Annotated in this window: 21 protein-coding genes; 10 read left to right on the forward strand and 11 right to left on the reverse strand. The window is 71.3% G+C overall.

Annotated features, from left to right (window positions below):
- Positions 1-87 precede the first annotated feature (87 nt).
- Both MTF65_RS28435 and MTF65_RS28440 read left to right on the forward strand, forming a co-directional pair.
- Positions 88-1791, forward strand: a complete 1704-nt coding sequence (locus tag MTF65_RS28435) for an oxidoreductase (RefSeq protein WP_243631850.1) — start codon at positions 88-90, stop codon at positions 1789-1791.
- A 34-nt stretch (positions 1792-1825) separates the two neighbouring features.
- Positions 1826-2566, forward strand: coding sequence for an LON peptidase substrate-binding domain-containing protein (locus MTF65_RS28440; protein ID WP_243631851.1), 741 nt, complete (start codon positions 1826-1828; stop codon positions 2564-2566).
- Between the two features lie 15 nt (positions 2567-2581).
- Here MTF65_RS28440 and MTF65_RS28445 read toward each other — a convergent pair whose 3' ends face one another.
- The gene (locus MTF65_RS28445; RefSeq protein ID WP_243631852.1) at positions 2582-4591 is read right to left on the reverse strand and encodes a transposase; all 2010 of its coding nucleotides are present in this window, start codon (positions 4589-4591) and stop codon (positions 2582-2584) included.
- A 307-nt stretch (positions 4592-4898) separates the two neighbouring features.
- On the opposite strand from MTF65_RS28445, the gene ybaK reads away from it, so the two are divergent.
- Positions 4899-5387, forward strand: a complete 489-nt coding sequence (gene ybaK, locus MTF65_RS28450) for a Cys-tRNA(Pro) deacylase (RefSeq protein ID WP_243631853.1) — start codon at positions 4899-4901, stop codon at positions 5385-5387.
- 13 nt (positions 5388-5400) lie between these two features.
- Here ybaK and MTF65_RS28455 read toward each other — a convergent pair whose 3' ends face one another.
- The 4 genes from MTF65_RS28455 to MTF65_RS28470 form a co-directional block, all read right to left on the reverse strand.
- On the reverse strand, positions 5401-6054 hold the full coding sequence (locus tag MTF65_RS28455; RefSeq protein ID WP_243631854.1) for a DUF2567 domain-containing protein: 654 nt from the start codon (positions 6052-6054) through the stop codon (positions 5401-5403).
- Between the two features lie 46 nt (positions 6055-6100).
- On the reverse strand, positions 6101-6871 hold the full coding sequence (locus MTF65_RS28460) for an ABC transporter permease (RefSeq protein WP_243631855.1): 771 nt from the start codon (positions 6869-6871) through the stop codon (positions 6101-6103).
- A complete protein-coding gene (locus MTF65_RS28465) occupies positions 6868-7842 on the reverse strand; it encodes an ABC transporter ATP-binding protein (protein WP_243631929.1) in 975 nt (324 codons plus the stop codon). Before MTF65_RS28465 ends, MTF65_RS28460 begins: the two co-directional genes overlap by 4 nt.
- A gap of 104 nt (positions 7843-7946) precedes the next feature.
- Positions 7947-9236: an NYN domain-containing protein gene (locus MTF65_RS28470; RefSeq protein WP_243631856.1), complete on the reverse strand. Its 1290-nt coding sequence runs from the start codon at positions 9234-9236 to the stop codon at positions 7947-7949.
- A 215-nt stretch (positions 9237-9451) separates the two neighbouring features.
- Here MTF65_RS28470 and MTF65_RS28475 point away from each other — a divergent pair, with 215 nt between their 5' ends.
- A complete protein-coding gene (locus MTF65_RS28475; RefSeq protein WP_243631857.1) occupies positions 9452-9616 on the forward strand; it encodes a hypothetical protein in 165 nt (54 codons plus the stop codon).
- 75 nt (positions 9617-9691) lie between these two features.
- Here the strand turns inward: MTF65_RS28475 and dnaE are convergent, their stop codons facing one another.
- Positions 9692-13234, reverse strand: coding sequence for a DNA polymerase III subunit alpha (gene dnaE / locus MTF65_RS28480; RefSeq protein WP_243631858.1), 3543 nt, complete (start codon positions 13232-13234; stop codon positions 9692-9694).
- A 155-nt stretch (positions 13235-13389) separates the two neighbouring features.
- Between dnaE and MTF65_RS28485 the strand changes: the two genes are divergently transcribed.
- The 5 genes from MTF65_RS28485 to MTF65_RS28505 all read left to right on the forward strand — a co-directional run bounded on the left by MTF65_RS28485 (position 13390) and on the right by MTF65_RS28505 (position 19354).
- Positions 13390-14715: a DUF2252 domain-containing protein gene (locus MTF65_RS28485; RefSeq protein ID WP_243631859.1), complete on the forward strand. Its 1326-nt coding sequence runs from the start codon at positions 13390-13392 to the stop codon at positions 14713-14715.
- Between the two features lie 94 nt (positions 14716-14809).
- Positions 14810-15493 (forward strand): hypothetical protein, encoded by a 684-nt coding sequence (locus tag MTF65_RS28490; RefSeq protein WP_243631860.1) that lies wholly within the window; start codon positions 14810-14812, stop codon positions 15491-15493.
- Positions 15494-15559: 66 nt separating this feature from the next.
- On the forward strand, positions 15560-16354 hold the full coding sequence (locus tag MTF65_RS28495) for a DsbA family protein (RefSeq protein WP_243631861.1): 795 nt from the start codon (positions 15560-15562) through the stop codon (positions 16352-16354).
- A gap of 158 nt (positions 16355-16512) precedes the next feature.
- Positions 16513-18177, forward strand: a complete 1665-nt coding sequence (locus tag MTF65_RS28500) for an alkaline phosphatase (RefSeq protein WP_243631862.1) — start codon at positions 16513-16515, stop codon at positions 18175-18177.
- A 223-nt stretch (positions 18178-18400) separates the two neighbouring features.
- A complete protein-coding gene (locus MTF65_RS28505; protein WP_243631930.1) occupies positions 18401-19354 on the forward strand; it encodes a zinc metalloprotease in 954 nt (317 codons plus the stop codon).
- Between the two features lie 94 nt (positions 19355-19448).
- On the opposite strand, the gene MTF65_RS28510 is transcribed toward MTF65_RS28505, so the two are convergent.
- Positions 19449-20027: a dienelactone hydrolase family protein gene (locus MTF65_RS28510; protein WP_243631863.1), complete on the reverse strand. Its 579-nt coding sequence runs from the start codon at positions 20025-20027 to the stop codon at positions 19449-19451.
- Positions 20028-20105: 78 nt separating this feature from the next.
- On the opposite strand from MTF65_RS28510, the gene MTF65_RS28515 reads away from it, so the two are divergent.
- Positions 20106-21158: a mechanosensitive ion channel family protein gene (locus tag MTF65_RS28515; protein WP_243631931.1), complete on the forward strand. Its 1053-nt coding sequence runs from the start codon at positions 20106-20108 to the stop codon at positions 21156-21158.
- Between the two features lie 104 nt (positions 21159-21262).
- On the opposite strand, the gene MTF65_RS28520 is transcribed toward MTF65_RS28515, so the two are convergent.
- From MTF65_RS28520 to MTF65_RS28535, 4 genes are all read right to left on the reverse strand, one after another.
- Complete coding sequence (locus MTF65_RS28520) at positions 21263-21742, reverse strand: GNAT family N-acetyltransferase (RefSeq protein WP_243631864.1); 480 nt, start codon at positions 21740-21742, stop codon at positions 21263-21265.
- Positions 21739-22680 carry an RluA family pseudouridine synthase gene (locus MTF65_RS28525; protein ID WP_243631865.1) on the reverse strand — a complete coding sequence of 314 codons (942 nt, stop codon included), beginning with the start codon at positions 22678-22680 and terminating at the stop codon, positions 21739-21741. Before MTF65_RS28525 ends, MTF65_RS28520 begins: the two co-directional genes overlap by 4 nt.
- A gap of 52 nt (positions 22681-22732) precedes the next feature.
- Positions 22733-23299, reverse strand: coding sequence for a signal peptidase II (gene lspA / locus MTF65_RS28530; protein ID WP_243631866.1), 567 nt, complete (start codon positions 23297-23299; stop codon positions 22733-22735).
- Between the two features lie 154 nt (positions 23300-23453).
- Entirely contained in the window at positions 23454-24536 is a 1083-nt protein-coding gene (locus tag MTF65_RS28535; protein ID WP_243631867.1) for a TraR/DksA family transcriptional regulator, read from the reverse strand.
- Between the last annotated feature and the right edge of the window lie 357 nt (positions 24537-24893).

The raw sequence follows: 24893 nt of genomic DNA on the forward strand, positions 1-24893 counted from the left end.
CCCGTATCACTGGCTGATACACGCCCCGGCTGTCACTGCCGCCCGTTAGCGTTCCCTTACACGTATGTGAAGCGGAGGGGGGCCGCCATGACCGAGGCACGGACCGAGGCACGTCCGGGCGAGGAACCGGCGGATCTCACCGACGCGGAGCGCCGGATGTGGGGCGCGTACCGCACCGGCAGCGTCTGCGACCTCAGCGCGCGGGAGCGGGAGCGGAACGGCGACGCGCGTCCCGACTCGAACGCGGACCTGGCGGACCGGAACGCGGCCCGCGACGCGGACCGGAACCCGGGCCGGAGTCCGGACCCGGACGATCCGCACGGGCAGCCCGTCTGGGGCCCCGAGCGCAGCGTCCGGGCCGGGGTGGTGGCGCTGCTGCTGCTCCACGGGCCGCCGCCCGTGCCGGGCCGGGTGGCCTCGCTCAAGCTGCGCGGCGTGCGGATCACCGGGCGGCTCGATCTCTCCGGCGGCACGGTCCAGCCGTACGTGGAGTTCCAGTCCTGCCGCTTCGACCGCGAGATCCAGCTGTCCGAGACCCGCTTCGGCACCCTGCGCATGGTCAACTGCGCGATACCCCGGCTGGAGGCGGCCCGGCTGCACACCGAGGGCGATCTGCACCTGCCGCGCTGCCGGGTGGCGCGCGGGATCCGGCTCACGGACGCCCAGATCGGCACCGACCTGCTGATCAGCCAGGCCTCGGTACAGCGCGACAGCAAGGGGCGGGCGATCGCCGCCGACGGGCTGTCGGTCGCCCAGGACTTCCAGGGCGAGCTGCTGGAGGCGTACGGGGAGGTCAGCCTGCGCGGCGCGCATGTCGGCGTGTCGATGAACCTGCGCGGGGCCCGGCTGCGGAACCCGTACGGGCGGCGCGCGCTGAACGCCCCGCAGCTGACCGTCGGGCGGACCCTGTACCTGACCTCCATCGCCACGGACTACGTACCCGGCGGCTCGGGCTCCTCCACTCCCCCGTACGGGATCCCCCAGACGCCCGCGCCGGGGCAGCGGGCGCAGCGCTTCGAGTGCCGGGGCGGACTGCGCCTGGACGACGGCCGCTTCGGGGACGCGGTCGACTTCTACGGGGCGCGGTTCGCGCTGGCCGACGATCAGGAGGTCTCGCTGCGCCGGATCCAGACGCCGGAGCTCCGGTTCGTGGGTGAGCGCCCCCAGCGGGGGCGGGTGGTGCTGTCCGGCGCGAAGGTGGTCAAGCTGGTGGACACCTCCACGAGCTGGCCGGGCCCGGGCGGGGTGTCCATCGAGGGATTCGTCTACGAGAACCTCGCGCCCCGGGGCCACTTCCCCCTCTCCCGCCGGCTGGAGTGGGTGGAGGCGGCCACGCCCGAGTACTCGCCGGAGCCGTACGAGCGGCTGGCCGCCGTACTGCGGGCCAGCGGAGAGGATGCGGACGCCCGCGAGGTGCTGCTCGCCAAGCAGCGCCGCCGCAGGGCGACGCTGCCGCCCGCCGCGAAGGCGTGGGGCCACGTCCAGGACTGGACGGTGGTCTACGGCTACCGCCCGGGCCGGGCCGCGCTGTGGATGGCGGTGCTGTGGGCGGCGGGGACGCTGCTGTTCTCCCGGCTCGATCCGCCGGCCATCAAGCAGAACGAGCACCCGCAGTGGAGCGCCGCCCTGTACGCGCTGGATCTGCTGCTCCCGGTGATCGACCTCGGCCAGCAGGGGCAGTGGAAGCTGACCGGCGGCTGGCAGTGGGGTGCGGCGGCCCTGGTGATGCTGGGGTGGATCCTGGCCACGACGGTGGCGGCGGGAGCCTCACGGCTGCTGAGGCGGGGGTGACGGGCGCCCGCTCCGGGCCATTACCCTGTGCCTCGTGACCACCGTTCGCCTGCCCCTCTTCCCGCTCAATCAGGTGCTGTTCCCGGGCCTCGTGCTGCCGCTGAACATCTTCGAGGAGCGTTATCGCGCCATGATGCGCGACCTGCTGAAGGCGGGCGAGGACGAGCCGCGGCGGTTCGCGGTCGTCGCCATCCGCGACGGCCGGGAGGTCGCACCGACCGCGCCCGGTCTGCCGGACCAGACGGCGCTGCCCGAGCGGGGCCCGGCGGCGGGCTTCGGCGCGGACCCGATCCAGGCCTTCCACCGGGTGGGCTGCATCGCGGACGCGGCGGCGATCCGGGAGCGGGAGGACGGCAGCTTCGAGGTCATGTCCACGGGTACGACGCGGGTCCGCCTGCTCTCCGTGGACTCCTCGGGCCCGTACCTGGTCGCGGAGCTGGAGGAACTCCCCGAGGACGCGGGCGACGGCGCGGGTGCGCTCGCCGAGGGTGTGCTGCGGGCGTTCCGCAACTACCAGAAGCGGCTGGCGGGAGCCCGCGAACGCTCCCTGGCGCCGGCCAGCGAACTCCCCGACGAGCCGTCGGTGGTGTCCTACCTGGTGGCGGCCGCGGCCGTGCTGGACATTCCGGCCAAGCAGCGCCTCCTTCAGGCCCCGGACACCGCGACCCGGCTCGCGGAGGAGCTGGCGCTGCTGCGTACGGAGACCGCGGTGATCCGCCATCTGCCGTCCCTGCCGGCGGTGGACCTGACCCGCGCGCCGACGAGCCCGAACTAAGACTTGATCCGCAATTCACCAGAGGGTGAGCTGTGGACTGCAGCCGGGGCGGTGACCGGGCTTTCCGGCGTGGTCACGCACGGGGCGTGGCTCATCCGGGGTCGCTCGGTGCCGCTGTCCGGCGGTTCGGGGAGCAGAGGTCCCACGACGTTGCCGTGGGACTGCCACGCATCCCGGCCGCCGGAGCGGTTTCGGGCTCGGTGTGGTTGACTCCCGCAGCGCTTCTTCCAGCGCTTCTGCGTAGGTGATCTGTGCGTGCCTGGATGCGGTGGTGTCCAGATACGCGGTCTTGGGATCGTCCACGTCGGCGAAGCGGACGAACGCGGCCAGCGCGGCGGATACGAGGTCCCGTTTGCCGACGAGGCCGCAGGCGATGCACCTGTGTTCCCGGTCCCGCAGCGACTTGCGCACGCGCTCACCGCACAGGCAGTGCTGCGACAGAGCCGTTGACCAGGTGGAGGCCCGCACGAGCCCGCCGCCTGCGGCTTCGCACTCCACCTTGAGTGCGGAAATGAGCATGCCGGGCGTGGTCTGGGAGAGGCGCTTGCCCCACAGCCGGTACCAGGTGCGGATGTCGCAGTCCTCGACGACGATCACGGGGCCGTGTGCGGCGATGATCTCCCGTGCGACCAGGCGGGCGCGGTGGCGGCGGTGCTCGGCGATCGAGGCGGCGCGTTCGGCCTGGCGGGCCCGCTGCTCGCGGTACCGGTTCGACAGGGTGTCGCGCCGGTACGCCTGCTTCGGCACCCCATCCGACCGGGCGTCGCGGGCACCACCGGGCACCGTCACCGCCTTGGGCTTGAGCCCGTTCTCGGCACGCCTGGAGGCGCGTGCGCTCTGCTTCTTCGACAGCCCGTACTGATGGGCGTTCGTCGCCCGCCGTGAGCGCTCCAGCGCCCGCGCCCGGCCCCGCCGCTTCTTCGCCTGCTTCTCCAACAACCGCTGCTCGGCATCGGTGAGCGTGATCTCGGTGGAGACGGGCTTGCCGCCGTCGAGGCTGGCGGGGAAGGAGACGACGGACAGGTTGGAGACGTTGCCGTCCACCCCGCCGATCCGGTCCAGGGCTGCGGCCGTGTCGCGCATCTCCCGTACGGCGGGGGAGCTGTAGCCGGGGCCGAGGACCATCAGGTGCGCCTCGTACACCCAGCCGCCCGGCGCCGATGCCTTCCGGCGGCGTATGAGATCGACCTTGTGCCAGGTCAGCGGGTTCGACAGGAAGTGCCGCACCCGCGCCCGCTGGCCGGGCTGCTGCGGAATGCGGACGGGGAGCACGAGGTCAGCACGCGTGCCGTCGGGGCCGCCGGCGAACACCACGGCGAGCGGCCCGGTGTGGTCCCACCACGTCGCCTTGCGCATACCAGGCCTGCCCGCAGCGGTCACCTTGCCCGTGGGCACCCTGCCGGCCGGCACGGTCGGCTTCGGCATCCGGAGCGGCTGCATCAACGCCTGCTGACCGCCGTCGGTGTAGGCCATGGCATGGCCGGTCAGGGTGCCGACGAAGCGGAAGGTCTCCCACTTGTTGGCGGACGTGTGGGAGCGGGCGCGGCCCGGAATCCGAGTGAAGTCGTGCCAGGTGCCTACCTTCGGCGGGCCGAACCGGTGTCCTGTGGCATCGGGGAAAAGGTGCCGGGAGACACCGTTCCACACCTCGTCAGCCATGTGCATGGCCAGGGCCTTGGATGCGTGGTGCTTCAAGTGCCCAGCGGCTTCGAGGTGCTTGTACGCGCAGCGTTCCATGCCCTCACGGGACAGGCCGAGGCGGTGCCGTACGGCCTTTCCGCCATCGCGGTCGCGCTCACACTTCGCGGCCCAGTAGGCATCGACCTTGGCGCCGGCATCGCGCTGGACGGCGCGCTTGATCGACCACATCGCCCCGTACAGCTTCTCCAGCCGGGCGAGGTCGGCGGGGTCGGTGACGGCCAGCGGCAGCACGATCACGGAAACCTGCCCGTCATTGGGCTTGGTCCACTTCGGGGCCTTGTTCTTGCCCCGAAACCTCCGCGTCTGGCCAGCCCGCACACTCATCACCCCCCGTTACGACGAACTCACTTACAGTACATCATCATTACGTGAGGTCAGCTTCCGAAAGGTCAATCCTCAGGACCCCGATCTCGTCGGACGCACGGCGCGGGCGGCCGTGGGCGCTTCTGCCGGACAACCGACGTACTCCTCGCCGCCCTCACCCACCGCCAACTCGCCGACCTGTTCGGCGTCAGCGCGGCCACCGTCCACCGCATCCCCGACCGTCTCACACCGCCCGATCGCCGGGCTCCACAACCTCAAGATCGGCACCGTCTAGATTGCGGATCAAGTCTTAGGCGAACCCGAACTGATGGCCAAGAAGAAGCCCGCGGGCACCCCGGCGATCGCCGCGCTCACGGCGTCCGCCGCGCCGTTCACGGTGCACGCGTACGAGCACGACCCGGCGCACCCCTCGTACGGCGAGGAGGCGGCGCAGGCGATGGGCGTCCCGCCGACGCGGGTCTTCAAGACCCTGATCGCGGACGTGGACGGGGTCCTCACGGTGGCGGTGGTCCCGGTGTCGGGCACCCTCGACCTGAAGGCCCTGGCCGCCGCGGTCGGCGGGAAACGGGCGTCGATGGCCGATCCGGCCCTCGCGGAACGTACGACGGGCTACGTCCTCGGGGGCATCTCCCCGCTGGGGCAGCGCAAGCGGCTGCGGACGGTCCTGGACTCTTCCGCCTCGGAGCATCCGACGATCTGCGTCTCGGCCGGCCGCCGGGGCCTGGAGGTCGAACTCGCCCCGGCCACCCTGACCACCCTCACGAGCGCGGCCGTGGCCCCGATCTCCCGCACCTGACCAAGCCCTGAGGTCAGGACTTCGGGGGCTCCACGGGGTGGACGTACGCCGGCGGGTAGGGGCCGTCCCATCCGGAGTCGGCCGCGACCGGATCCCGCGTACCCCAGACGGCCGTCAGGCCCAGGTGGACCAGGAGCGCGATCATCGGCCAGACCAGCAGCACCCCGTACGCCACCAGCTGCAACGGCGCGTCGAACGGCACGCCCTTGCCGGCCTTCGCGGCGGCCGCCGCCAGATCGGAGGACGGCCCGAGCCACAGGCCGAGCCGCCACCCCACCAGCGCGGCGAACACGGATCCCACGCCCAGCCCGACGGCCAGCAGCACACCTCCGCCACGCCGCCACAGGAAGGTGGCCACGGCGCTCAGGGCGCCCAGCCCCGCCGACAGCAGCAGGAACGTCCCGTCCGAGCCGATCCGGCCTTCGCTCTCGGTGTCCCGCAGGAAGACGGCCTCGCCGTTGGAGACGTACTGCACCCGGGGCGCGAGCCATGCCCACAGCACCCCGAGGAGCACCCCGGCCACGCCCACCAGCAGCGCGACGGCGGCCCCGCCACGGATGTCCGCGAGGGTGACGTCCGCGTCGGCGGAGTCGCCCGGCTTCTCGGGCGGGAGCGCCGACCGCGGGTCGGACGGAGAGGGAGACGGCGGGGTCACGGCTTCGGTCACTCCCACATCGTGCCAGGTCTTGGACCATGGTCGCCCGGCGCGGGGGTCAGCGGACCGCCGCCCGCCGGTAGGCCCAGGTGGCGACGGCCAGCGAGAGCACGCCCACCGCCCCGCACACGCCGAGGTCGAGCGCGACCGCCGACCAGTCCGGATGGGGCGCGAACGTCCGCGCGAACGCCTCCACCCCGTACGTCGAGGGCAGCAGGTCCCGCGCCCACACGATCACGTCCGGCATCCGCTCCGGCGGCAGCACCCCCAGCAGCAGCGCCGCCGACATGCCCAGCTGCCCCGCCAGCGTGGCCAGCTCCTGCCGCGGCGCCAGCAGCCCCAGCGCCGCGCCCAGCCCGGCCAGCGCGGCGCCGGCCAGCGGCACCACGGCGGCCAGGATCCACAGCCCGCCCATCGGCAGTCCGAACAGCACGCACCCGAAGACGGCCGTCACCAGCGTCCCCGGCAGCGTGAAGGAGGCGTACGCGGCGGCCGCGCCCAGCACCACCGACGCGGGCGGCACCGGCAGCGTGGCGTAGTGGTCCAGCCCCCCGCTCGCCCGCAGCTGCCCGAAGTACTGCGCGAGCAGGTTCAGCGCGACGAAGGCGACGACCAGGACGGACGAACCCGCGACGACGGCGCGCGCCTCCGAGCCGCCGTCCACCACGCCCCGCATCAGGATCATGATCCCGACGGACTGGAAGGTGGCCACGAACAGCAGCGGGATCCGCGACACCCGCGCCCGCGACAGCTGGGCCCGGTACACGGCGGCCAGCGCCGGGAAGAAGCGCGCCCTGGGAGCGAGCACACCGGCAGCGGCGACGCTCACGCCTTCACCAGCCCCTTCATCCGCCCGCCCAGCGCGAGGTACACGTCCTCCAGGCTGGGCGTGGCCAGCGTGAAATCGTCGAGCGCGGCGAAAGCCGGGCCACCGGTGACCGCGGCCACCGCCGCCCGCGCCTCGTCCGGCGCCAGCCGCAGCACCCACCGGCGGCCCGACTCGACGGCCAGCGGGGCCAGCGCCGCGACCTCCGGCACCTCCCGGGGCGCGCCGGTCCGCCAGACCAGCTCCAGCCTGACCTCGTCGGAGACCTCGGCCTTGAGCCCGGCGGGGGTGTCGCAGGCGATGACCTTGCCCTGGTCGACGACGGCGACCCGGTCGAGGACGGTCTCGGCCTCGATGACGTTGTGGGTGACCAGCAGGACCGTGGCGCCGTGCCGCTCGCGCCGCCGGTCCACCGCCGACCACACGGCGCGCCGGGCCACCGGGTCCATGCCGGTGGTGGGCTCGTCGAGGACCAGTACGGGCCGCTCGCCCACCAGCGCGGAGGCGACGCAGGCCAGGCGCCGCTGCCCGCCGGAGAGTTTCTTCAGGGGCCGCCCCGCGATCTCGGTCAGGCCGAGTTCCTCCAGTACGGCGTCCCGCGCGGCCCGCGCCGCCCGGGCGCCGAGCCCGCGCAGCCGGGCCGTGGTCTCGGCGGCCAGGGCCACGGTGAGTTCGTCCAGGGCGGTGGACTCCTGCCCCAGGTACGCGAGCAGCCGGGCCGCGCGCTCGGGGTGGCGTACGAGGTCGTGGCCGAGCAGGGTCACGGAGCCCGCGTCGGGCCGCAGCAGCCCGGTCAGCTGCCGGACCAGCGTGGACTTGCCGGCGCCGTTGGGGCCGAGGAGGCCGAAGATCTCGCCGCGCCGGACGTCCAGGGAGATCCCGTCGGTGGCCCGGGTCTCGGGCAGGGCGGGAGCGCCCCGCCGGCCCCGTACGGCCGGATACGTCTTGACCAGGTAACGCACCGCGCAGACCACGTCGGAGGCCGCTTCCGCCGCCGCTGCCGCGGCCGGCTTCCCGCGGGGTCCTGCTGGTGCTGTGCCCGTACTCACGAGGGAGCAGCCTACGCGTCCGCCCGCCCCTACTCGGCCGCCGGGGTCACCGGCGGCCCGGGGACGGAGACCGGTGCGCCGCCGGCCACGTGCTCGGCGGCCGCGCGGACGTCGATCTCCCGCCAGAACCCGGCGCGGATGGCGTACCGGTCGTGTTCGTCGATCTGGTCGTCCTTGTGCGCGAGCAGCCCGAACCGGGCGGCGTAGCGCAGCAGCTCCCCGTCGATCCGGTGCGGGATGCGCGGGTACATGGTGGCCAGTTTCTGGAGGTGCACGGTCTCGGGCAGCCGCTCCATCCAGCGGCGCGCGAACACCTGTCCGACCTCGAAGGGGTCGCCGCCGACGGTGGTGATGTCCTCCTCGCGGTCGGCCCAGCGCTGCTCGGCGCTGGTGAGCTGGGCGAGGGTGGGCAGCGAGGCGGTTTCGGCGGGTTCGCCCAGGGGTCCGGCCCGGTCGATCCAGCCCTTGTCGGAGGACCAGCGCAGGGCGCTGTTGCCGGCCGGTGCGTGGCTGCTCTGCGCCGGGGTGAGCGGCTGCCCGGGGGCGCGCAGGGTGGCGAGGTCCTTGGGGGTGGGGACGGACTTGGACCCTTCGCTCGCGGGCGCCGGTACGGGTGCCCCGTGCTCGGCGGTCTCCGTCGCGGCCGGGGCGGACGAGCCGTTGCGGGCGGCTTCGGCCAGCGCGGCCTCGGGCAGCGGGGCGGAGAGGATCGCGGCGATCTCGGGGCGCGGGGCGGGCGGCGGGGGGCAGAGCCCGGAGAGGTCCTTGGCGCGGACGGCCCGGGTGATCCAGGCCCGGTCCAGGACCCGGCGTTCGTCGGCCTCGGCGACGAGGTCCTCGGACTGGTTGTAGTCGCCGTCGGCGGCCTGGACGGCCCAGAGGTGGACGGCGACCCCGTGCTCCTTGGCGGACATCAGCCCGGGCAGCAGGTCCCCGTCGCCCGTGACGAGTACGACGTCGGAGCAGGCACGGTTGCGGGCCAGCTCGGTGAGCTCGGCGTGCATCGCCGCGTCCACGCCCTTCTGCGCCCAGCGGCCGTCGCTGCGGGTCAGGGCGCCGAGCCGGACGGTGACGCGGGGCATGACGCGCAGCCGCCGGTGTTCGGGCTGGGGCACCCGGTCGGGTGCGCCGTCGAACCAGTAGATGCGCAGCAGCGGCTGCTCGGTGTCCGCCTCGGCCCGCTCGCGCAGGCCCTGGATGAGGGCGGCATGGTCGACGGTGATGCGGGAGCGCGAGGGCTCCCCTGCGAGAAGGCTCGCGGCGGCGCCCAGCAGATAGCCGGCGTCCACCAGGACGACGCAGCGGTCCACGCGTTCCACCCTCTTCCCTGGGGGTCCTGTGTTTTCGCGGTGCCCCGAGTCTGCCCGACCGCAAGGGTGTTGACGGCCGGAACTCGATCATCGGCGTGGCGGATCTCACGGCGCACGGGGCGCGGGGCCGCAGCTACGTGGAGTAATGATCCAAAATGCGCGTTTTCTGCTGCTGTGTGAGGGTGAAGGCGTCCTGGCCCCTAGACCCTCACGGAGGCTCCACCATGGCCAAGAACAAGAACAAGCAGCAGCCCGCGAAGCAGCCCCGCTCCTCGCAGGAGCCGGCCAAGGGCTCGTCGGAAACCGAGTCGTCGATGCCCTCTTCGCCGTCGCCGAGTCCGATGGATATGGCCCACAAGCGCAAGGAAAAGAAGTTCGGCCACAACTGACGGGCCTCCGCGACGGGGAAGGGCGCACCCGGCCTCCGGGTGCGCCCTTCCCCATGCGCGTGGGCGGGTGCGCGGCTAGCCGGCCAGGCAGGAGGGGCCGAGCAGCACCTTGAGGTCGCCGAACAGCGCCGGGTCGGGCTGGACGCGGTGCCGGTCGAGCCGCAGCACGGTCGTGGTCCGCGGCCCCTGGAGCTTGATCCGCACCTCGGTGTTGCCCTTGTGGTGGCGCAGGATCTCGCCCAACCGGGTGACCATCGGCGGGGTCACCTTGACGGTCGGGATGGTGAGGACGACGGGGGCGTTCGTGCCGGCCGAGGAGAGGTCGGGGACCATCATCTCCATGGCGACCAGCCGGGGGATGTCCTCGCGCTTGTCGAGGCGGCCCTTGACGAACACGACGGTGTCCTCGACCAGCTGGGTGGAGACGAGCTGGTAGGTCGCCGGGAAGAACATGCACTCGATGGAGCCGGCCAGGTCCTCGACGGTTGCGATGGCCCAGGCGTTGCCCTGCTTGGTCATCTTGCGCTGGAGGCCCGAGATGATGCCGCCGATGGTGACGACCGCGCCGTCGGAGTGCTCGCCTCCCATGAGCTGGGAGATGCCCGCGTCCGTCTTGTCGGACAGCACGTGCTCCAGGCCGAACAGCGGGTGGTCGGAGACGTAGAGGCCGAGCATCTCGCGCTCCTGGGCGAGCAGGTAGGACTTCTCCCACTCCACGTCCGAGAACTCGACGTCGAGCCCGAAGCCCGGCTCGTCGCCGCCGTCCTCGTCTCCCATGCCGCCGAAGAGGTCGAACTGGCCCTCGGCCTCCTTGCGCTTGACGGCGACCACGTTGTCGATCATCGACTCGTGGTGGGCGACCAGGCCCTTGCGGGTGTGGCCCATCTCGTCGAAGGCGCCGGCCTTGATCAGCGACTCGACGGTCCGCTTGTTGCAGACCACGGCCTCGACCTTGTCGAGGAAGTCGGGGAAGGAGGAGTACTTCCCCTTGGCCTTCCTCGTCTTGATGATCGAGTCCACGACGTTGGCGCCGACGTTGCGGACCGCGGTGAGGCCGAAGAGGATCACGTCGTCGCCCTGGGCGGCGAAGTTCGGCTCCGACTCGTTCACGTTCGGCGGGAGCACCTTGATGCCCATGCGCCGGCACTCGTTCAGGTAGATCGCGGACTTGTCCTTGTCGTCCTTGACCGAGGTGAGCAGACCGGCCATGTACTCGGCCGGGAAGTTCGCCTTGAGGTAGGCGGTCCAGTAGGAGACCAGGCCGTACGCGGCCGAGTGGGCCTTGTTGAAGGCGTAGCCGGCGAAGGGGACCAGGACGTCCCAGAGGGCCTGGATGGCCTGGTCGGTGTACCCGTTCTTGCGGGCGCCCTCCTGGAAGATGGTGAAGTTCTTCGCCAGCTCCTCGGGCTTCTTCTTGCCCATCACGCGGCGCAGGATGTCGGCCTCGCCGAGCGAGTACCCGGCGATGATCTGGGCGGCCTTCTGCACCTGCTCCTGGTACACGATCAGGCCGTAGGTGACCGCGAGCACCTCTTCGAGCGGCTTCTCCAGCTCGGGGTGGATCGGGGTGATCTCCTGCTGCTTGTTCTTGCGCAGGGCGTAGTTCGTGTGCGAGTTCATGCCCATCGGGCCCGGCCGGTACAGGGCCGAGACGGCGGAGATGTCCTCGAAGTTGTCGGGCTTCATCAGCCGCAGCAGGGCCCGCATGGGGCCGCCGTCGAACTGGAAGACGCCGAGGGTGTCACCGCGGCCGAGCAGTTCGAAGGTCTTGGGGTCGTCGAGCGGGAGGCCCAGGAGATCGATGTCGATCCCCTTGTTGGCCTTCACCATCTTGACGGCGTCGTCCATGATCGTGAGGTTGCGCAGGCCCAGGAAGTCCATCTTCAGCAGGCCGAGCGACTCGCAGCTCGGGTAGTCCCACTGGGTGATGGTGACCTGGTCCGTGTGCCGGACCCAGACGGGCACGTGGTCGGTGATCGTCTCGCTGGACATGATCACGCCGGCGGCGTGCACGCCCATCTGGCGGACCAGGCCCTCGACGCCCATGGCGGTGTCGATGACCTTCTTCACGTCCGGCTCGTTCTCGTACATCCCGCGGATCTCGCCGGCCTCGCCGTAGCGCGGGTGCTTCGGGTCGAGGATGCCGGAGAGCGGGATTCCCTTGCCGAGCACGTCGGCGGGCATGGCCTTGGTGAGCCGGTCGCCCATGGCGTAGGGGTAGCCCAGGACGCGGGCGGAGTCCTTGATCGCGTTCTTGGCCTTGATCGTGCCGTAGGTGCCGATCATGGCGACCTTGTCCTGGCCGTACTTCTCCGTCACGTACCGGATCACCTCGACGCGCCTGCGCTCGTCGAAGTCGATGTCGACATCGGGCATGGAGACGCGCTCGGGGTTCAGGAAGCGCTCGAAGATCAGACCGTGGGTGAGCGGGTCGAGGTCGGTGATGCCCATGGCGTACGCGACGATCGAGCCGGCCGCGGAGCCTCGGCCGGGGCCGACCGCGATGCCCTGGTTCTTGGCCCACATGATGAAGTCGGCGACCACGAGGAAGTAGCCCGGGAAGCCCATCGAGATGATCGTGTCCATCTCGTACTCGGCCTGCTTCATCCGGTCGTCCGGGATGCCTCCGGGGTAGCGGCGGTGCATGCCGCGCATGGTCTCCTCGCGGAACCAGGTGACCTCGGTGTAGCCGTCCGGGATGTCGAACTTCGGCATCAGGTTCCGGAACCCGAACATGCCCTCGGTGTCGATCTGGTCCGCGACCAGCTTCGTGTTGGCGCAGCCCTCCTGCCATGCGTCCGAGGAGTCGATGGCGTACATCTCCTCCGTGGACTTCAGGTAGTAGCCGGTGCCGTCGAAGCGGAAGCGGTCCGGGTCGGAGAGGTTCTTGCCGGTCTGGATGCAGAGCAGGGCGTCGTGCGCGGTGGCCTCGCTCGCGTACGTGTAGTGCGAGTCGTTGGTCACCAGCGGCGGGATGCCGAGCTTCTTGCCGATCTCCAGCAGTCCGTCGCGGACCCGGCGCTCGATCTCGATGCCGTGGTCCATCAGCTCCAGGAAGTACCGGTCCTTGCCGAAGATGTCCTGGTACTCGGAGGCCGACTTCAGGGCCTCGTCGAACTGGCCGAGGCGCAGCCTGGTCTGCAGCTCGCCCGAGGGGCAGCCGGTGGAGGCGATGAGCCCCTCGGACCACTGGCTGATGGTCTCCTTGTCCATGCGCGGCCACTTCGTGAGCCAGCCCTCGGCGTACGCGTCGGAGGACAGCCGGAAGAGGTTGTGCAGGCCGGTGGCGTTCGCCGCCCAGATCGTCTTGTGGGTGTAACCACCGGAACCGGAAACGTCGTCCCGCTTCTGGTGCGGCTGGCCCCACTGGATGCGGCGCTTGTTGCGGCGGGACTCGGGGGCGACGTACGCCTCGATGCCGATGATCGGCGTGACCCCGGCCTTCTTCGCGGAATGGAAGAAATCGTACGCGCCGTGCAGGTTGCCGTGGTCGGACATGGCGATGTGCGTCATGCCCATCTCGTTGCACGCGTTGAACATGTCCTTCAGCCGCGCGGCACCGTCCAGCAGGGAGTACTGGGTGTGGACGTGCAGGTGCGTGAACGGCGTCTTGGACACGGTGGGGGTCCTCCGGGTGGAGAGAGGGGCGGCAGCTCTGAATCCTACGTCTCCGGACTGACACCCGAGGGTCACTCCACGGCTCCCGTGGCGCGGGCACTCACGGGTACGGTCGGGCGTTGCACCACCAGAGCACCTGACCGAAAGGCATCCCCATGGCCGTTCCCGAAGCGACCGACGAACAGCGCGCCGAGCAGATCCTCGACGTGTTCAACACCGCTTTCGGTGAGCTGTTCGCCGCCGACCCCGCCGCCTTCCAGGTCAAATTCCGGAAGATGGCGGCCTCCGCCTTCGCGTTCTACCGGGGCACGGCCTGCCTCTTCTACGCCGACCTGGAGCACGACCGCCACGGCGGCCCCTACCTGGACGAGCGGACCGGCCGGGTGTGGATCCACGGTGATCTCCACGCGGAGAACTTCGGCACGTACATGGACTCCAACGGCCGGCTGATCTTCAACGTCAACGACTTCGACGAGGCCTACGTCGGCCCCTTCACCTGGGACCTCAAGCGGTTCGCCGCCTCCGTCGCCCTGATCGGCTACACCAAGGCGCTCAGCGACGAGCAGATCAGCGAGCTCGTGCGGGTCTACGCGGGCGCCTACCGGGAGCGGATCCACCACCTGGCCGCCGGCGCCAAGCACGAGGAGGTGCCCTCCTTCACCCTGGACACCGCCGAGGGCCCGCTGCTGGCGGCCCTGCGCGCCGCCCGCTCCCGCACGCGCTTCGCCCTGCTCGACTCGATGACCGAGATACGGGACCACGAGCGCCGCTTCTCGTCCGGCGCGGGCTCGATCGAGCTGGACGCGGCCACCCGTTACAAGGTGCTGGCCGCCTTCGACGGGTACCTGGAGACCCTCCCCGAGGAATCGCTGGTCCGGCCCGACTCGTACCGGGTCAAGGACGTGGTGGGCCGCCGGGGCGTCGGGATCGGCTCGGCCGGCCTGCCCTCGTACAACATCCTGCTGGAGGGGCACAGCGACGCCCTGGAGAACGACGTCGTGATCTACCTCAAGCAGGCGCAGACGCCCGCGGTGTCCCGGCACATCACCGAGCGGGCGGTGCGGGAGTACTTCCGGCACGAGGGGCACCGCACGGTGATCTCCCAGCGGGCGCTCCAGGCGCACGCCGACCCGTGGCTGGGCTGGACGGAGCTGGACGGCTCCGGGCAGCTGGTGGCGGAGGTCTCCCCGTACGCGGTGGACCTGGACTGGTCGGATCTGGACGACCCGGAGGAGATAGCGGCCGTGGTCGCGGACCTGGGGCGGGCCACGGCGACCATGCACGGCGCGGCCGACGCCGCCGAGAGCGGCCAGACGCTGGTCCCCTTCTCCACCGAGCGGGCCATCGACGCGGCGATCGCGGCCGACGAGGAGGGCTTCGCGGAGCTGCTGGTCGATTTCGCCCACGCCTACGGGGCCCGGGCCCGCGCCGACCACCAGATCTTCGTCGATCTCTTCCGCAACGGCCGCATCATGAATTGAGCGGGGCATGATGATGTGAGCGGGCTGGCATGGAACGCCCGGTGGTCCGGGCCCAGGGCTCGGATTCACAGGGAGTCGTGAAACACTCGCGGCGATGGACATATCAGCTGTAGGGCTTCGAGGGCTGCGGGCCGCGCTGTTCAGCGCGCTCGTCGTGCTGCTCTCGGCCGGCTCCCACGTGCTGATGTCGCGGGTCCCGCTGCCGCCGGCGCTGGTCGGCGGGGCCTTCGCCGGGGTGTTCGCGATCGCCTTCGCGCTGGCCGGCCGGGAGCGGGGCTTCGGCCCGATCGCCGGGCTGCTGGTGCCGCTGGAGCTGGCGGCCGACACCGTCTTCACCGCCGGTCAGCACGTCTGTTACGGCCCGGCGGGCGGCCCGGTCTCCGGCCCGCTGCGCGCCCTGGGCCTGGACCAGCTGTGCGGCGGGACTCCGGTCGGCGCGCCGCTGGCCGGCCCGGCGGGCGGCCCGGCGACCGTGCTGTCCCTCTCGCCCGGGCCGTGGACCCCCTGGCTGCTGCTGGGGGCACACGTTTCGGTCGGCCTGCTGGCCGCGGTGTGGCTGCGGCACGGGGAGCGGGCCCTGGGCCGGCTGCTGCGCGCGGTGGCCGCCTTCGCGTTCCGGCCCCTGCTGCTGGTGGCGGCCTCGGTGGCGGTGGCCGCCACCCCGGCGCGGCGCGTGCCGCGGCCGGCGCGATCGGGCGCGGGGGCCCTCACCCGATTCCCCGCACACTCCGTGGGACGGCGGGGACCTCCCGTACGCGGTGCTCTCGCGAGCGCCTGACACGCGTACATCACGCGTACGTACGGCAGTCCCCCTTTCACTTCACGTCACTTCACGGAGATCACGATGAGTTCACGCAACAGCCAGGCGAACAAGGCGGCGGCGCGCGAGAAGCTGCGCGCCGAGCGCGAGCGGCAGGCCAAGAAGGACAAGGCGCGCCGCCAGGTGATCGTGGCCTTTGCGCTCCTCGCCGGCCTGGCCCTGATCGGCACCCTCAGCTACGCGATCATGAAATTCAACGAGCCCGGCCACTGGGACAAGGCCGCCAAGGCCGAACTGGTCAAGCCGCAGAACACCACCGGCGACGACGGCACCACCGTCGTCATAGGCAAGGCCGACGCGAAGAAGACCCTGGAGCTGTACGAGGACTCGCGCTGCCCGGCGTGCGCGGGCTTCGAGCAGGCGGTGGGCGAACAGGTCAAGAAGGACGTCGACGCGGGCAAGTACAAGCTCCAGTACTTCGGCGCGACCTTCATCGACAACGGCGTCAAGGGCGAGGGTTCGAAGAACGCGCTGAGCGCGCTGGGCGCGGCGCTGAACGTCAGCCCGGAGGCCTTCCTCGACTACAAGGCGGCCCTGTACTCCAAGGAGCTGCACCCCGAGGAGACGGTCGACAGCTTCGCCAAGGACGACTACCTCATCAAGGTCGCGGACACGGTCCCGGCGCTCAAGGGGAACGCCGAGTTCAAGAAGGCCGTCGAGGACGGTACGTACGACCGGTGGGCGATCGAGATGTCGAAGGCCTTCGAAAAGTCCGGGGTGACGGGCACTCCGACGCTGAAGATGGACGGCAAGAAGATCGAGACCCCGTCGACGCCGGATGCCTTCACGACGGCGATCGACGAGGCCCTCAAGGGCTGACCGGATCCAAGGGCTGACCGGATCCGGCCACTGACGGCCCCTCAGGGGCGGCTTCCGGACACGCGCGCGCAACGGGCGGGCGAACTCTCAGAGTTCGCCCGCCCGTTGCGTTCCCGGGCATGTACCGACGGTGATACCCGGCAGTAATATGACTGCCCGTGACCAGTCATCTCTCCTCTCTTTCGGCCACCGCGGCAACTCCCCGCCGCCGTACGGTCGTCCTGGCCGCCGCGGCCACGGCCGCCCTGGCCCCGCTCACCACCCTGGGCGCCTCGGCCGCCCACGCGGCGGGCACCACGCCCGCCTTCCTGCACGGCGTCGCCTCCGGTGACCCGCTGCCCGACGGCATCCTGCTCTGGACCCGCGTCACCCCGACGCCCGAGGCCGTGCCCGGCTCGGGGCTCGGCCCGGCCACCGAGGTGGCCTGGGAGATAGCCGAGGACAAGGCCTTCTCCCGGGTCGTCGCGCGCGGCTCGGTGACCGCGACCGCCGCCACCGACCACACCGTCAAGGCGGACGTGCGCGGGCTGCGTCCGCAGACCCCGTACTGGTACCGGTTCACCGCGGGCACCACCGTCTCCCCCGCCGGGCGCACCCTGACCGCCCCGGCCCACGACGTGACCACCGCGGGGATCCGGTTCGGCGTGGTCTCCTGCGCCAACTGGGAGTCCGGCTACTTCTCGGCGTACCGCCACCTGGCCGCGCGCGGCGACCTGCACGCGATCCTGCACCTGGGCGACTACGTCTACGAGTACCCGACCGGGGGCTACCCCGAGGCGAAGTACGTCGTACGCCAGCACGAGCCGAAGCACGAGATCGTCTCGCTGGCCGACTACCGCACCCGGCACGGCACGTACAAGACGGACACCGACCTCCAGGCGCTGCACGCCGCCCACGCGGTCATCGCGATATGGGACGACCACGAGTTCGCCAACGACGCCTGGTCCGGGGGCGCCGAGAACCACACCCCGGGCGCCGAGGGCGACTGGGCGGCCCGCGCGGCCGCCGCCAAGCAGGCCTACTTCGAGTGGATGCCCGTACGCACCTCCATCGCCGGCACCGTCTACCGGCGGCTGCGCTTCGGCACCCTCGCCGACCTGCACCTGCTGGACCTGCGCAGCTTCCGCTCGCAGCAGGTCAAGGTCGGCAGCGGCACCGTGGACGACCCGGAGCGCACCATCACCGGGCGCGCCCAGCTGGACTGGCTCAAGTCGGGCCTCGCGAGCTCCGACGCGGCCTGGAAGCTGGTCGGCACCTCGGTGATGATCTCGCCGGTGGCCTTCGGCTCGCTGCCCGCGTACCTGCTGAAGCCGCTCACCAAGCTGCTCGGGCTGCCGGAGGGCGGCATCGCGATCAGCGCGGACCAGTGGGACGGGTACACGGACGACCGCAAGGAGCTCCTGAGCCACCTGAAGGACCGGAACATCAAGAACACTGTGTTCCTGACCGGTGACATCCACATGGCGTGGGCCAACGAGGTCCCGATGAACATGGCGACGTACCCGGGATCCGGCACGGCGGCGACCGAATTCGTCGTCACCTCGGTGACCTCCGACAACATCGACGACCTGCTGCACGTGCCGGCGGACACCGCCTCGCTGGTCGCGGAATCGGCCATCAAGGCCGCCAACTGGCATGTGAAGTGGCTGGACATGGACGCCCACGGATACGGGGTCCTGGACGTGACGGCCGAGCGCTCGCAGATGGACTACTACGTGGTCTCCGACAAGCGCCGGGCGGACGCGACGGCCGCGTGGGCGCGCTCGTACCGCACGCTCACCGGCACCCAGAAGGTGGAGCGGGTACACCAGCCGGTTCGCTGACATACCGTCAAATCTTCGGTTCGAGGGGGCGCTTGGTTCAGACCAGGCGCCCCTTTGGGCACTTCGGCAACAAATCTTTTACATACGAGATCTTGCCATCTTGCTGACATGCACACGTAAGCTTCGCGCCAGCGTGAGGAAATACCTCACCCCCCACCACGCTTTGCGAGGAGTCAACGTGCGCGCCTCCGCCCGCATATCCCCCCTGCTCCGCCGCCGTCTCATGGGTACGGCCGTTCTGGCCGGAACCCTGGCGCTCGCCCCCGTCACGGCCCCCACGACCGTGGCCGCCGCCAAGACCCCCGCCGAGGTCTGTATCGAACAGGGCGCCGAGACCGCCGCCAACGCGCGCGTCGCCCGCCCCAAGGGCCACGAGGACCACAAGGCGGCCGAGCCCACCGAGCTGACGGACGCCCAGGCCAAGGCCATGGACGCCGACCTGAGCAAGAAGCTCGGCCAGATCGGCCCGCAGCGGCTGATGCGCGCCGGCGAGGCCACCGCCGCCACGAGCATCCCGGTGTACGTCCACGTCATCCACTCCGGCACCACCGGCAAGCTGACGGCGACCGACATCAGCAACCAGATCTCGGTCCTCAACTCCGCCTACGGCGGCCAGGGCACCGGCAACGTCGACTCCGGCTTCCAGTTCACCCTCGCCGGGACCGACTACACGGACAACGCCAGCTGGTACAACGTCTCCAGCGGTTCCCAGGCCGAGAAGGACATGAAGAACGCCCTGCGCACGGGGGGTGCCAACGCCCTGAACGTCTACACGGCCAACCTGGGCGGCGGCCTCCTCGGCTGGGCGACCTTCCCGAGTTCCTACACCTCGCAGCCCAAGATGGACGGCGTCGTCCTCCTGAACACCTCGCTGCCGGGCGGCTCGGCCGCCAACTACAACGAGGGCGACACCGCCACCCACGAGGTCGGCCACTGGCTCGGCCTCTACCACACCTTCCAGGGCGGCTGCAACGGAAGCGGTGACTCCGTCTCCGACACCGCCGCCGAGAAGAGCCCCGCGTACGAGTGCCCGACGGGCCGCGACTCCTGCGCCAGCAAGGCGGGCGTCGACCCGATCCACAACTTCATGGACTACACGTACGACAACTGCATGTACCAGTTCACGGCCGGCCAGGTTTCCCGCATGCAGAGCATGTGGTCCGCCTACCGCGTCTGATCCACGCAGGGCCTGAATTCAGGGCAAGAAGAAGGGGCACGGCCCGGCGAGTTGGTTCGCCGGGCCGTGCCCCTTCCTCGTCTCCTGGCGGCGTCTAGAGACTGTCGAGGAACCCGAGGGCGGCCTTCCAGGTCTGTTCGGCGGCCTCCGCGTCGTAGTCGTCGAGCCCCGGGTCGGTGAACAGGTGCCCGGCGCCCGGGTAGCTGTGGACCTCCACGTCCGCCCCGGCCCGCCGCATCCGCAGGTACCAGGCGGTCAGCCAGTCGTGCGGCTCGAACTGGTCCGGGTCCGCGATGTGCAGCTGCACCGGCAGCCCGTCGGCCGAGGCGTCGTCCTCGATGTCCGACGTACCGTGCAGGAGCAGCAGCCCGCGCGCCTTCTCGTCGTGCAGGGCCAGGTACTGCGCGACCGAGGCGCCGAAGGAGAAACCGGCGTAGACCAGACCCTGGTCGGAGTGGGGGGCCGAGGCCAGCACCGCACGCCTGAGCAGCTCGTCGCGGCCGATCTCGTCCCGGTGGGCCATGCCCTCTTCGACGGTCTCGAAGGTACGTCCCTCGAAGAGGTCCGGGACCTGCACCCGGTGCCCGGCCGCGCGCAGCCGGTCGGCCGCCGCGTGCACCGCGGGACGCAGCCCGTACGTCGAGTGGAAAAGCATGATGTTCATGCGCCCCATCGTGCCAGCTGCCGGTGGGAAGATGTCACAGTGGAACGTGTCACAGCGCGCCTTCCGGCTACGTTCATAGCCATGGATATGGAGACCGTCCTGCGCCCGCTGGCCGTCATCGGCGGCTCGGTCGTGATCACCCTGCTCGCGGGGTGGCTGCTGGACCTGCTGCTGCGCCGCGCCGACGCCCGGCACAGCGAGACCCCCCTGTGGGGGCTGCTGCGCCGCTGCCGCCTGCCGTTCCAGCTCACGCTGTGCACGTCCCTGGTGAGAGGCTCCTACCGCCAGGCGCGCGTCCTCCCGGACCACGCGGTCGGCGTCGGCCGGGCCCTCACCCTCATCCTGATCGCCGGGGCGGCCTGGCTGCTGGTGCGGATCGCGACGGCCGCCGTCGACTCCATGTACGCGCGCTACGCCGCCGGCTCCCCCGACGACGCCCGGGTCCGCCGGGTCCGCACCCAGGTCACGCTGATCCAGCGGGTGGTGACGGCCGCCGTGGTCGTCGTGGCCGGGGCGTCGATGCTGCTCACCTTCCCGCCGATGCGCGCGTTCGGCGCCTCGATGCTCGCCTCCGCCGGTGTCCTCGGCATCGTGGCGGGCATCGCCGCCCAGTCCTCGCTGAGCAACCTGTTCGCCGGCCTGCAGATCGCCTTCGGCGACACCGTGCGCATCGGCGACACGGTGGTCGTGGACGGGGAATGGGGCAAGGTCGAGGAGATCACGCTCACCTTCCTGGTGGTCCGCACCTGGGACGAGCGCCGCATCACGATGCCGGTCTCGTACTTCACGAGCAAGCCCTACGAGAACTGGTCGCGCGGCGGCGCCCAGATGACGGGCACCGTCTTCCTGCACCTGGACCACTCGGCGCCGGTCCCGCTGATGCGGGAGTGGCTGGCGGACATCCTCAAGGAGACCCCGGAGTGGGACGGCCGCGGCAGCGGCCTGGTCGTCACGGACACCACCCCGCACACCATCCAGGTCCGCGCGACGGTCACCGCGAAGGACGCCGACGACCTCTGGACGCTGCGCTGCGCGGTCCGCGAGCGCCTGATCGCCTGGCTGGTGGAACACCACCCGTACGCCCTCCCCCGCGTAACGACGGAGGCCGCACCCGACACCCCCCGCCCACCGGCCCCCTAGCCTGCCCGGAGGCTGACCCCGCCAGGGCAATTTCAGCCTCGCCGGCGTTTGAGGCGCGGGGGTTCGGGGGCGGAGCCCCCGCAGCGGCGCCGCGCACGGGCGGGCTAGGGCAGCGGACGCCGCATCGAGCGGTGCGGGATGCCCGCGTCCTGGAACTCCGGGCCGTAGGCCGCGTACCCGAGCCGCTCGTAGAAGCCGACCGCATGGGTCTGCGCGCCCAGGTCAACGGCCGACAGGCCGAGAGCGCCCGCCTCCGCCTCGATGGCGCGGACCAGGGCCACCCCCACGCCCAGCCCGCGCGCGGACTTCCGTACGGCCAGCCGCCCCAGCGAGCCGACGCCCTCGGACCCGGTCTTGGCGAGTGCGGCGGCGCCGTGCAGCAGCCGCCCCGTACCCAGCGCGACCCCGTCCGGCCCCACGGCCAGCACGTGCACCGCGCCCGCGTCGTAGGCGTCGTACTCGATCGACTCCGGCACGGACTGCTCGCCCACGAACACCTCGGACCGCACGGCGAAGCACGCCGCCAGGTCGGCCTCGCCGACGGCCACCCGGACCTCGTACCCGGCGGACCCGGCGGAGCTCACTCGCTCTCGGCCCGGATCACATCCAGCGCGTGCTGCAGGTCCGCCGGGTACGTGCTCTCGAACTCCACCCACTCGCCGTCCGACGGGTGCTCGAAGCCCAGCCGCACCGCGTGCAGCCACTGCCGGGTCAGCCCCAGCCGCTTCGCCACGGTCGGGTCGGCGCCGTACGTCAGGTCGCCGACGCACGGGTGCCGGTGCGCGGACATGTGCACGCGGATCTGGTGCGTACGCCCGGTCTCCAGCTTGATGTCCAGCAGCGAGGCCGCGCGGAACGCCTCGATCAGGTCGTAGTGGGTGACCGACGCCTTGCCCTCCTGCGTCACGGCCCACTTGTAGTCCGCGCTCGGGTGCCGCCCGATCGGCGCGTCGATCGTGCCGCTCATCGGGTCGGGGTGGCCCTGCACCAGCGCGTGGTAGCGCTTGTCCACGACACGCTCGCGGAACTGGTTCTTCAGCGAGGTGTACGCGCGCTCCGACTTGGCGACCGCCATCAGGCCGGACGTGCCGACGTCGAGGCGGTGTACGACGCCCTGGCGCTCGGCGGCGCCGGAGGTGGAGATCCGGTAGCCGGCGGCGGCGAGGCCGCCGATGACGGTGGTGCCGGTCCAGCCGGGGCTCGGGTGGGCGGCGACGCCCACCGGCTTCATGACGACGACGACGTCGTCGTCATCGTGGATGATCTCCATGCCCGGGACGGGCTCGGCGACGAGCTCGACCGGGCGCGGCGGGGCCGGCATCTCGACTTCGAGCCAGGCGCCGCCGTGCACCCGCTCGGACTTCCCGACGACGCTGCCGTCGACCGCCACCTTCCCCGCGGCCGCGAGTTCGGCCGCCTTCGTCCGGGAAAATCCGAACATACGGGCGATGGCGGCGTCGACGCGCTCGCCCTCAAGGCCATCGGGAACGGGCAGGGTGCGGATCTCGGGAATCGTACTCACCTGTCGAGTATGCAGGACTCAGCCGACACGCCGTCCCGCCCGGACCCCGCGATCAGTCCTTGTGGACGGTGCCGTCCGGGTCCAGACCCCTGAACGACAGCAGGACGATCAGGATCCCGCCGCACACGATCGCCGAGTCCGCGAGGTTGAAGACGGCGAAGTGGGCCGGCGCGATGAAGTCGACGACCGCACCCCGGAAAACGCCCGGCGAACGGAAGATCCGGTCCGTCAGATTGCCCAGCGCGCCGCCCAGCAGCAGGCCCAGCGCGATCGCCCAGGGCAGGCTGTAGAGCTTGCGGGCCAGCCGGACGATCACGACGATCACACTGGCCGCGATGCAGGTGAAGATGATCGTGAACGCCTCGCCGAAGCCGAAGGCGGCGCCGGGGTTGCGGACCGCCTCGAACTTCAGCAGGTCGCCGATGATCTCGATCGGCGCCTGGTGCTCCAGCTTCGCGACGACCAGCATCTTGCTGCCGAGGTCCAGCAGGTACGCGAGTACCGCCACCAGCAGCAGCACCACGATCCGCCGACGCCCCTTGGAAGGCGCGGGGTCCGGCTCCGGCTGGACGGCGTCCCCGGCCTCGGGCGTACCGATGATGCGCTCCGCCTCTGTCACGTGAGTCCCTCGAACTAGCTCGAACCAGGTTGCCGACGACACAGCCCTGCCAGGTTCCTGGGTCCTGACGAGACACGAGAGTACGTCAGGCCGCCCGCGCGCCGCCCGCCCAGTACCGCTTTACCGGCTTCACCGGCTTCACCGGCGGGACACCCTAATGACGCCGCTCCTGCTTCTGCTTGCAGTCCACGCACAGCGTGGCCCGCGGGAAGGCCTGCATCCTCGCCTTGCCGATGGGCAGCCCGCAGTTCTCGCAGAGCCCGTACGTGCCCGCTTCGAGCCGTTCCAGGGCGCGCTCGGTCTGCTCCAGCATGAGCGTGGCGTTCGCGGCGAGGGCGAGCTCGGACTCGCGGGTGATGTTCTTGGTGCCGGTGTCGGCCTGGTCGTCGCCCGCGCCGTCGCCCGAGTCCCGCATCAGACCGGCGATGGCCTGCTCGGAGGCGTCCAGCTCGGCGCGCAGCCGCAGCACCTCACCCGACAGCTCGTTCCGGGCCTCCGCGACCTCCTCAGGGGTCCAGGGGTCCTCCCCGGGCCGTACGGCGAGCTCGCCGGGCGCCAGGCCCGGCGCGGCCGCCGCCTTGCCGCGGGCCTTGGGCAGCCCGCTGGTGGCCGCCGCGGCCGTCTTCCTGCCCGTACCCGTGCTCTTCTTGGCAACCACAGTCCCGGCTCCCGTCTCTCGCGCGGCCTGGGCCGCCCCCTCGGCCGCGGCCGCCTTGGCCGTGACCTTCCTCTTCTCGACGGCGCCCGTCTTCTTGACGGCGGTCGCGTTCTTCACGGCCGCCGCCTTCTGCGCCGGGGCCTTCTTGGCGGTGGTCACCTTCTTGGCGACCACCTTCCTGGCCGGGGCCTTCTTCGCGGTGGCCGCCGCCTTCTCGGCGACCGCCGACGCGTCGGTCGCGTCCTTCGCCGGGGCCTTCCCGGCGGCCGGCGCCTTCTTGGCCGTGGTCGCCTTCTTGGCGACCACCTTCCTGGCCGGGGCCTTCTTCGCGGTGGCCGCCGCCTTCTCGGCAACCGCCGACGCGTCGGTCGCGTTCTTCGCCGGGGCCTTCCCGGTGGCCGGCGCCTTCTTGGCCACCGCCTTCTTGGTCACCGCCTTCTTCGCCGGGGCCTCCTTCACCGCGGTCTTCACCGCGCCCGCGTTCCCGGCGGGCTCCGGGTCGGCCTTCCCGGCGACCTTCCCGGCGGCCTTCTTGGCAGTCCTCCCGGCAGTACTCCCGGCGGTCTTCTTCGCCACCATGGCCGCGGCCCCTTCACATACTGTGATCTTGCACGCGAATCGTGCCGGAACGATAAATCGCCTCCAGCCCTGCGGCAACGGGGCACGCGTCCCTCACCATCAACCTGCATCCGTTGTGCCCAGCGTGAGGCCTGATAACCCGCCCCACCGGCCCCACCCGATCCCGGACCGGCCCGTCGGTCCATTCGGGTCACGGCGCGCCCCTCCCCCGCGCCGCGCCCGCCGCGCCCCGAAACCGGTCTGCCGGGCAGCGCCCCGGCCCGTACACTGGGCCCAGCGAAAGGCATGGATGGGGACGAGTAGCGTCGGACGCAGCCAGGAGCGACCCGGGGACGGTGAGAGCCCGGGGGCGAGCGC

This window comes from Streptomyces sp. APSN-46.1 (assembly GCF_022815725.1).
Taxonomy (GTDB): Bacteria; Actinomycetota; Actinomycetes; order Streptomycetales; family Streptomycetaceae; genus Streptomyces.

Coding starts and splice junctions, on each gene's coding strand:
- MTF65_RS28510 (WP_243631863.1), bottom strand. CDS start 20,027: ATGGGGCGCATGAACATCATGCTTTTCCACTCGACGTACGGGCTGCGT.
- MTF65_RS28495 (WP_243631861.1), top strand. CDS start 15,560: ATGAGTTCACGCAACAGCCAGGCGAACAAGGCGGCGGCGCGCGAGAAG.
- MTF65_RS28490 (WP_243631860.1), top strand. CDS start 14,810: ATGGACATATCAGCTGTAGGGCTTCGAGGGCTGCGGGCCGCGCTGTTC.
- MTF65_RS28515 (WP_243631931.1), top strand. CDS start 20,106: ATGGAGACCGTCCTGCGCCCGCTGGCCGTCATCGGCGGCTCGGTCGTG.
- MTF65_RS28505 (WP_243631930.1), top strand. CDS start 18,401: ATGGGTACGGCCGTTCTGGCCGGAACCCTGGCGCTCGCCCCCGTCACG.
- MTF65_RS28435 (WP_243631850.1), top strand. CDS start 88: ATGACCGAGGCACGGACCGAGGCACGTCCGGGCGAGGAACCGGCGGAT.
- MTF65_RS28535 (WP_243631867.1), bottom strand. CDS start 24,536: ATGGTGGCGAAGAAGACCGCCGGGAGTACTGCCGGGAGGACTGCCAAG.
- ybaK (WP_243631853.1), top strand. CDS start 4,899: ATGGCCAAGAAGAAGCCCGCGGGCACCCCGGCGATCGCCGCGCTCACG.
- MTF65_RS28485 (WP_243631859.1), top strand. CDS start 13,390: ATGGCCGTTCCCGAAGCGACCGACGAACAGCGCGCCGAGCAGATCCTC.
- MTF65_RS28445 (WP_243631852.1), bottom strand. CDS start 4,591: ATGAGTGTGCGGGCTGGCCAGACGCGGAGGTTTCGGGGCAAGAACAAG.
- MTF65_RS28475 (WP_243631857.1), top strand. CDS start 9,452: ATGGCCAAGAACAAGAACAAGCAGCAGCCCGCGAAGCAGCCCCGCTCC.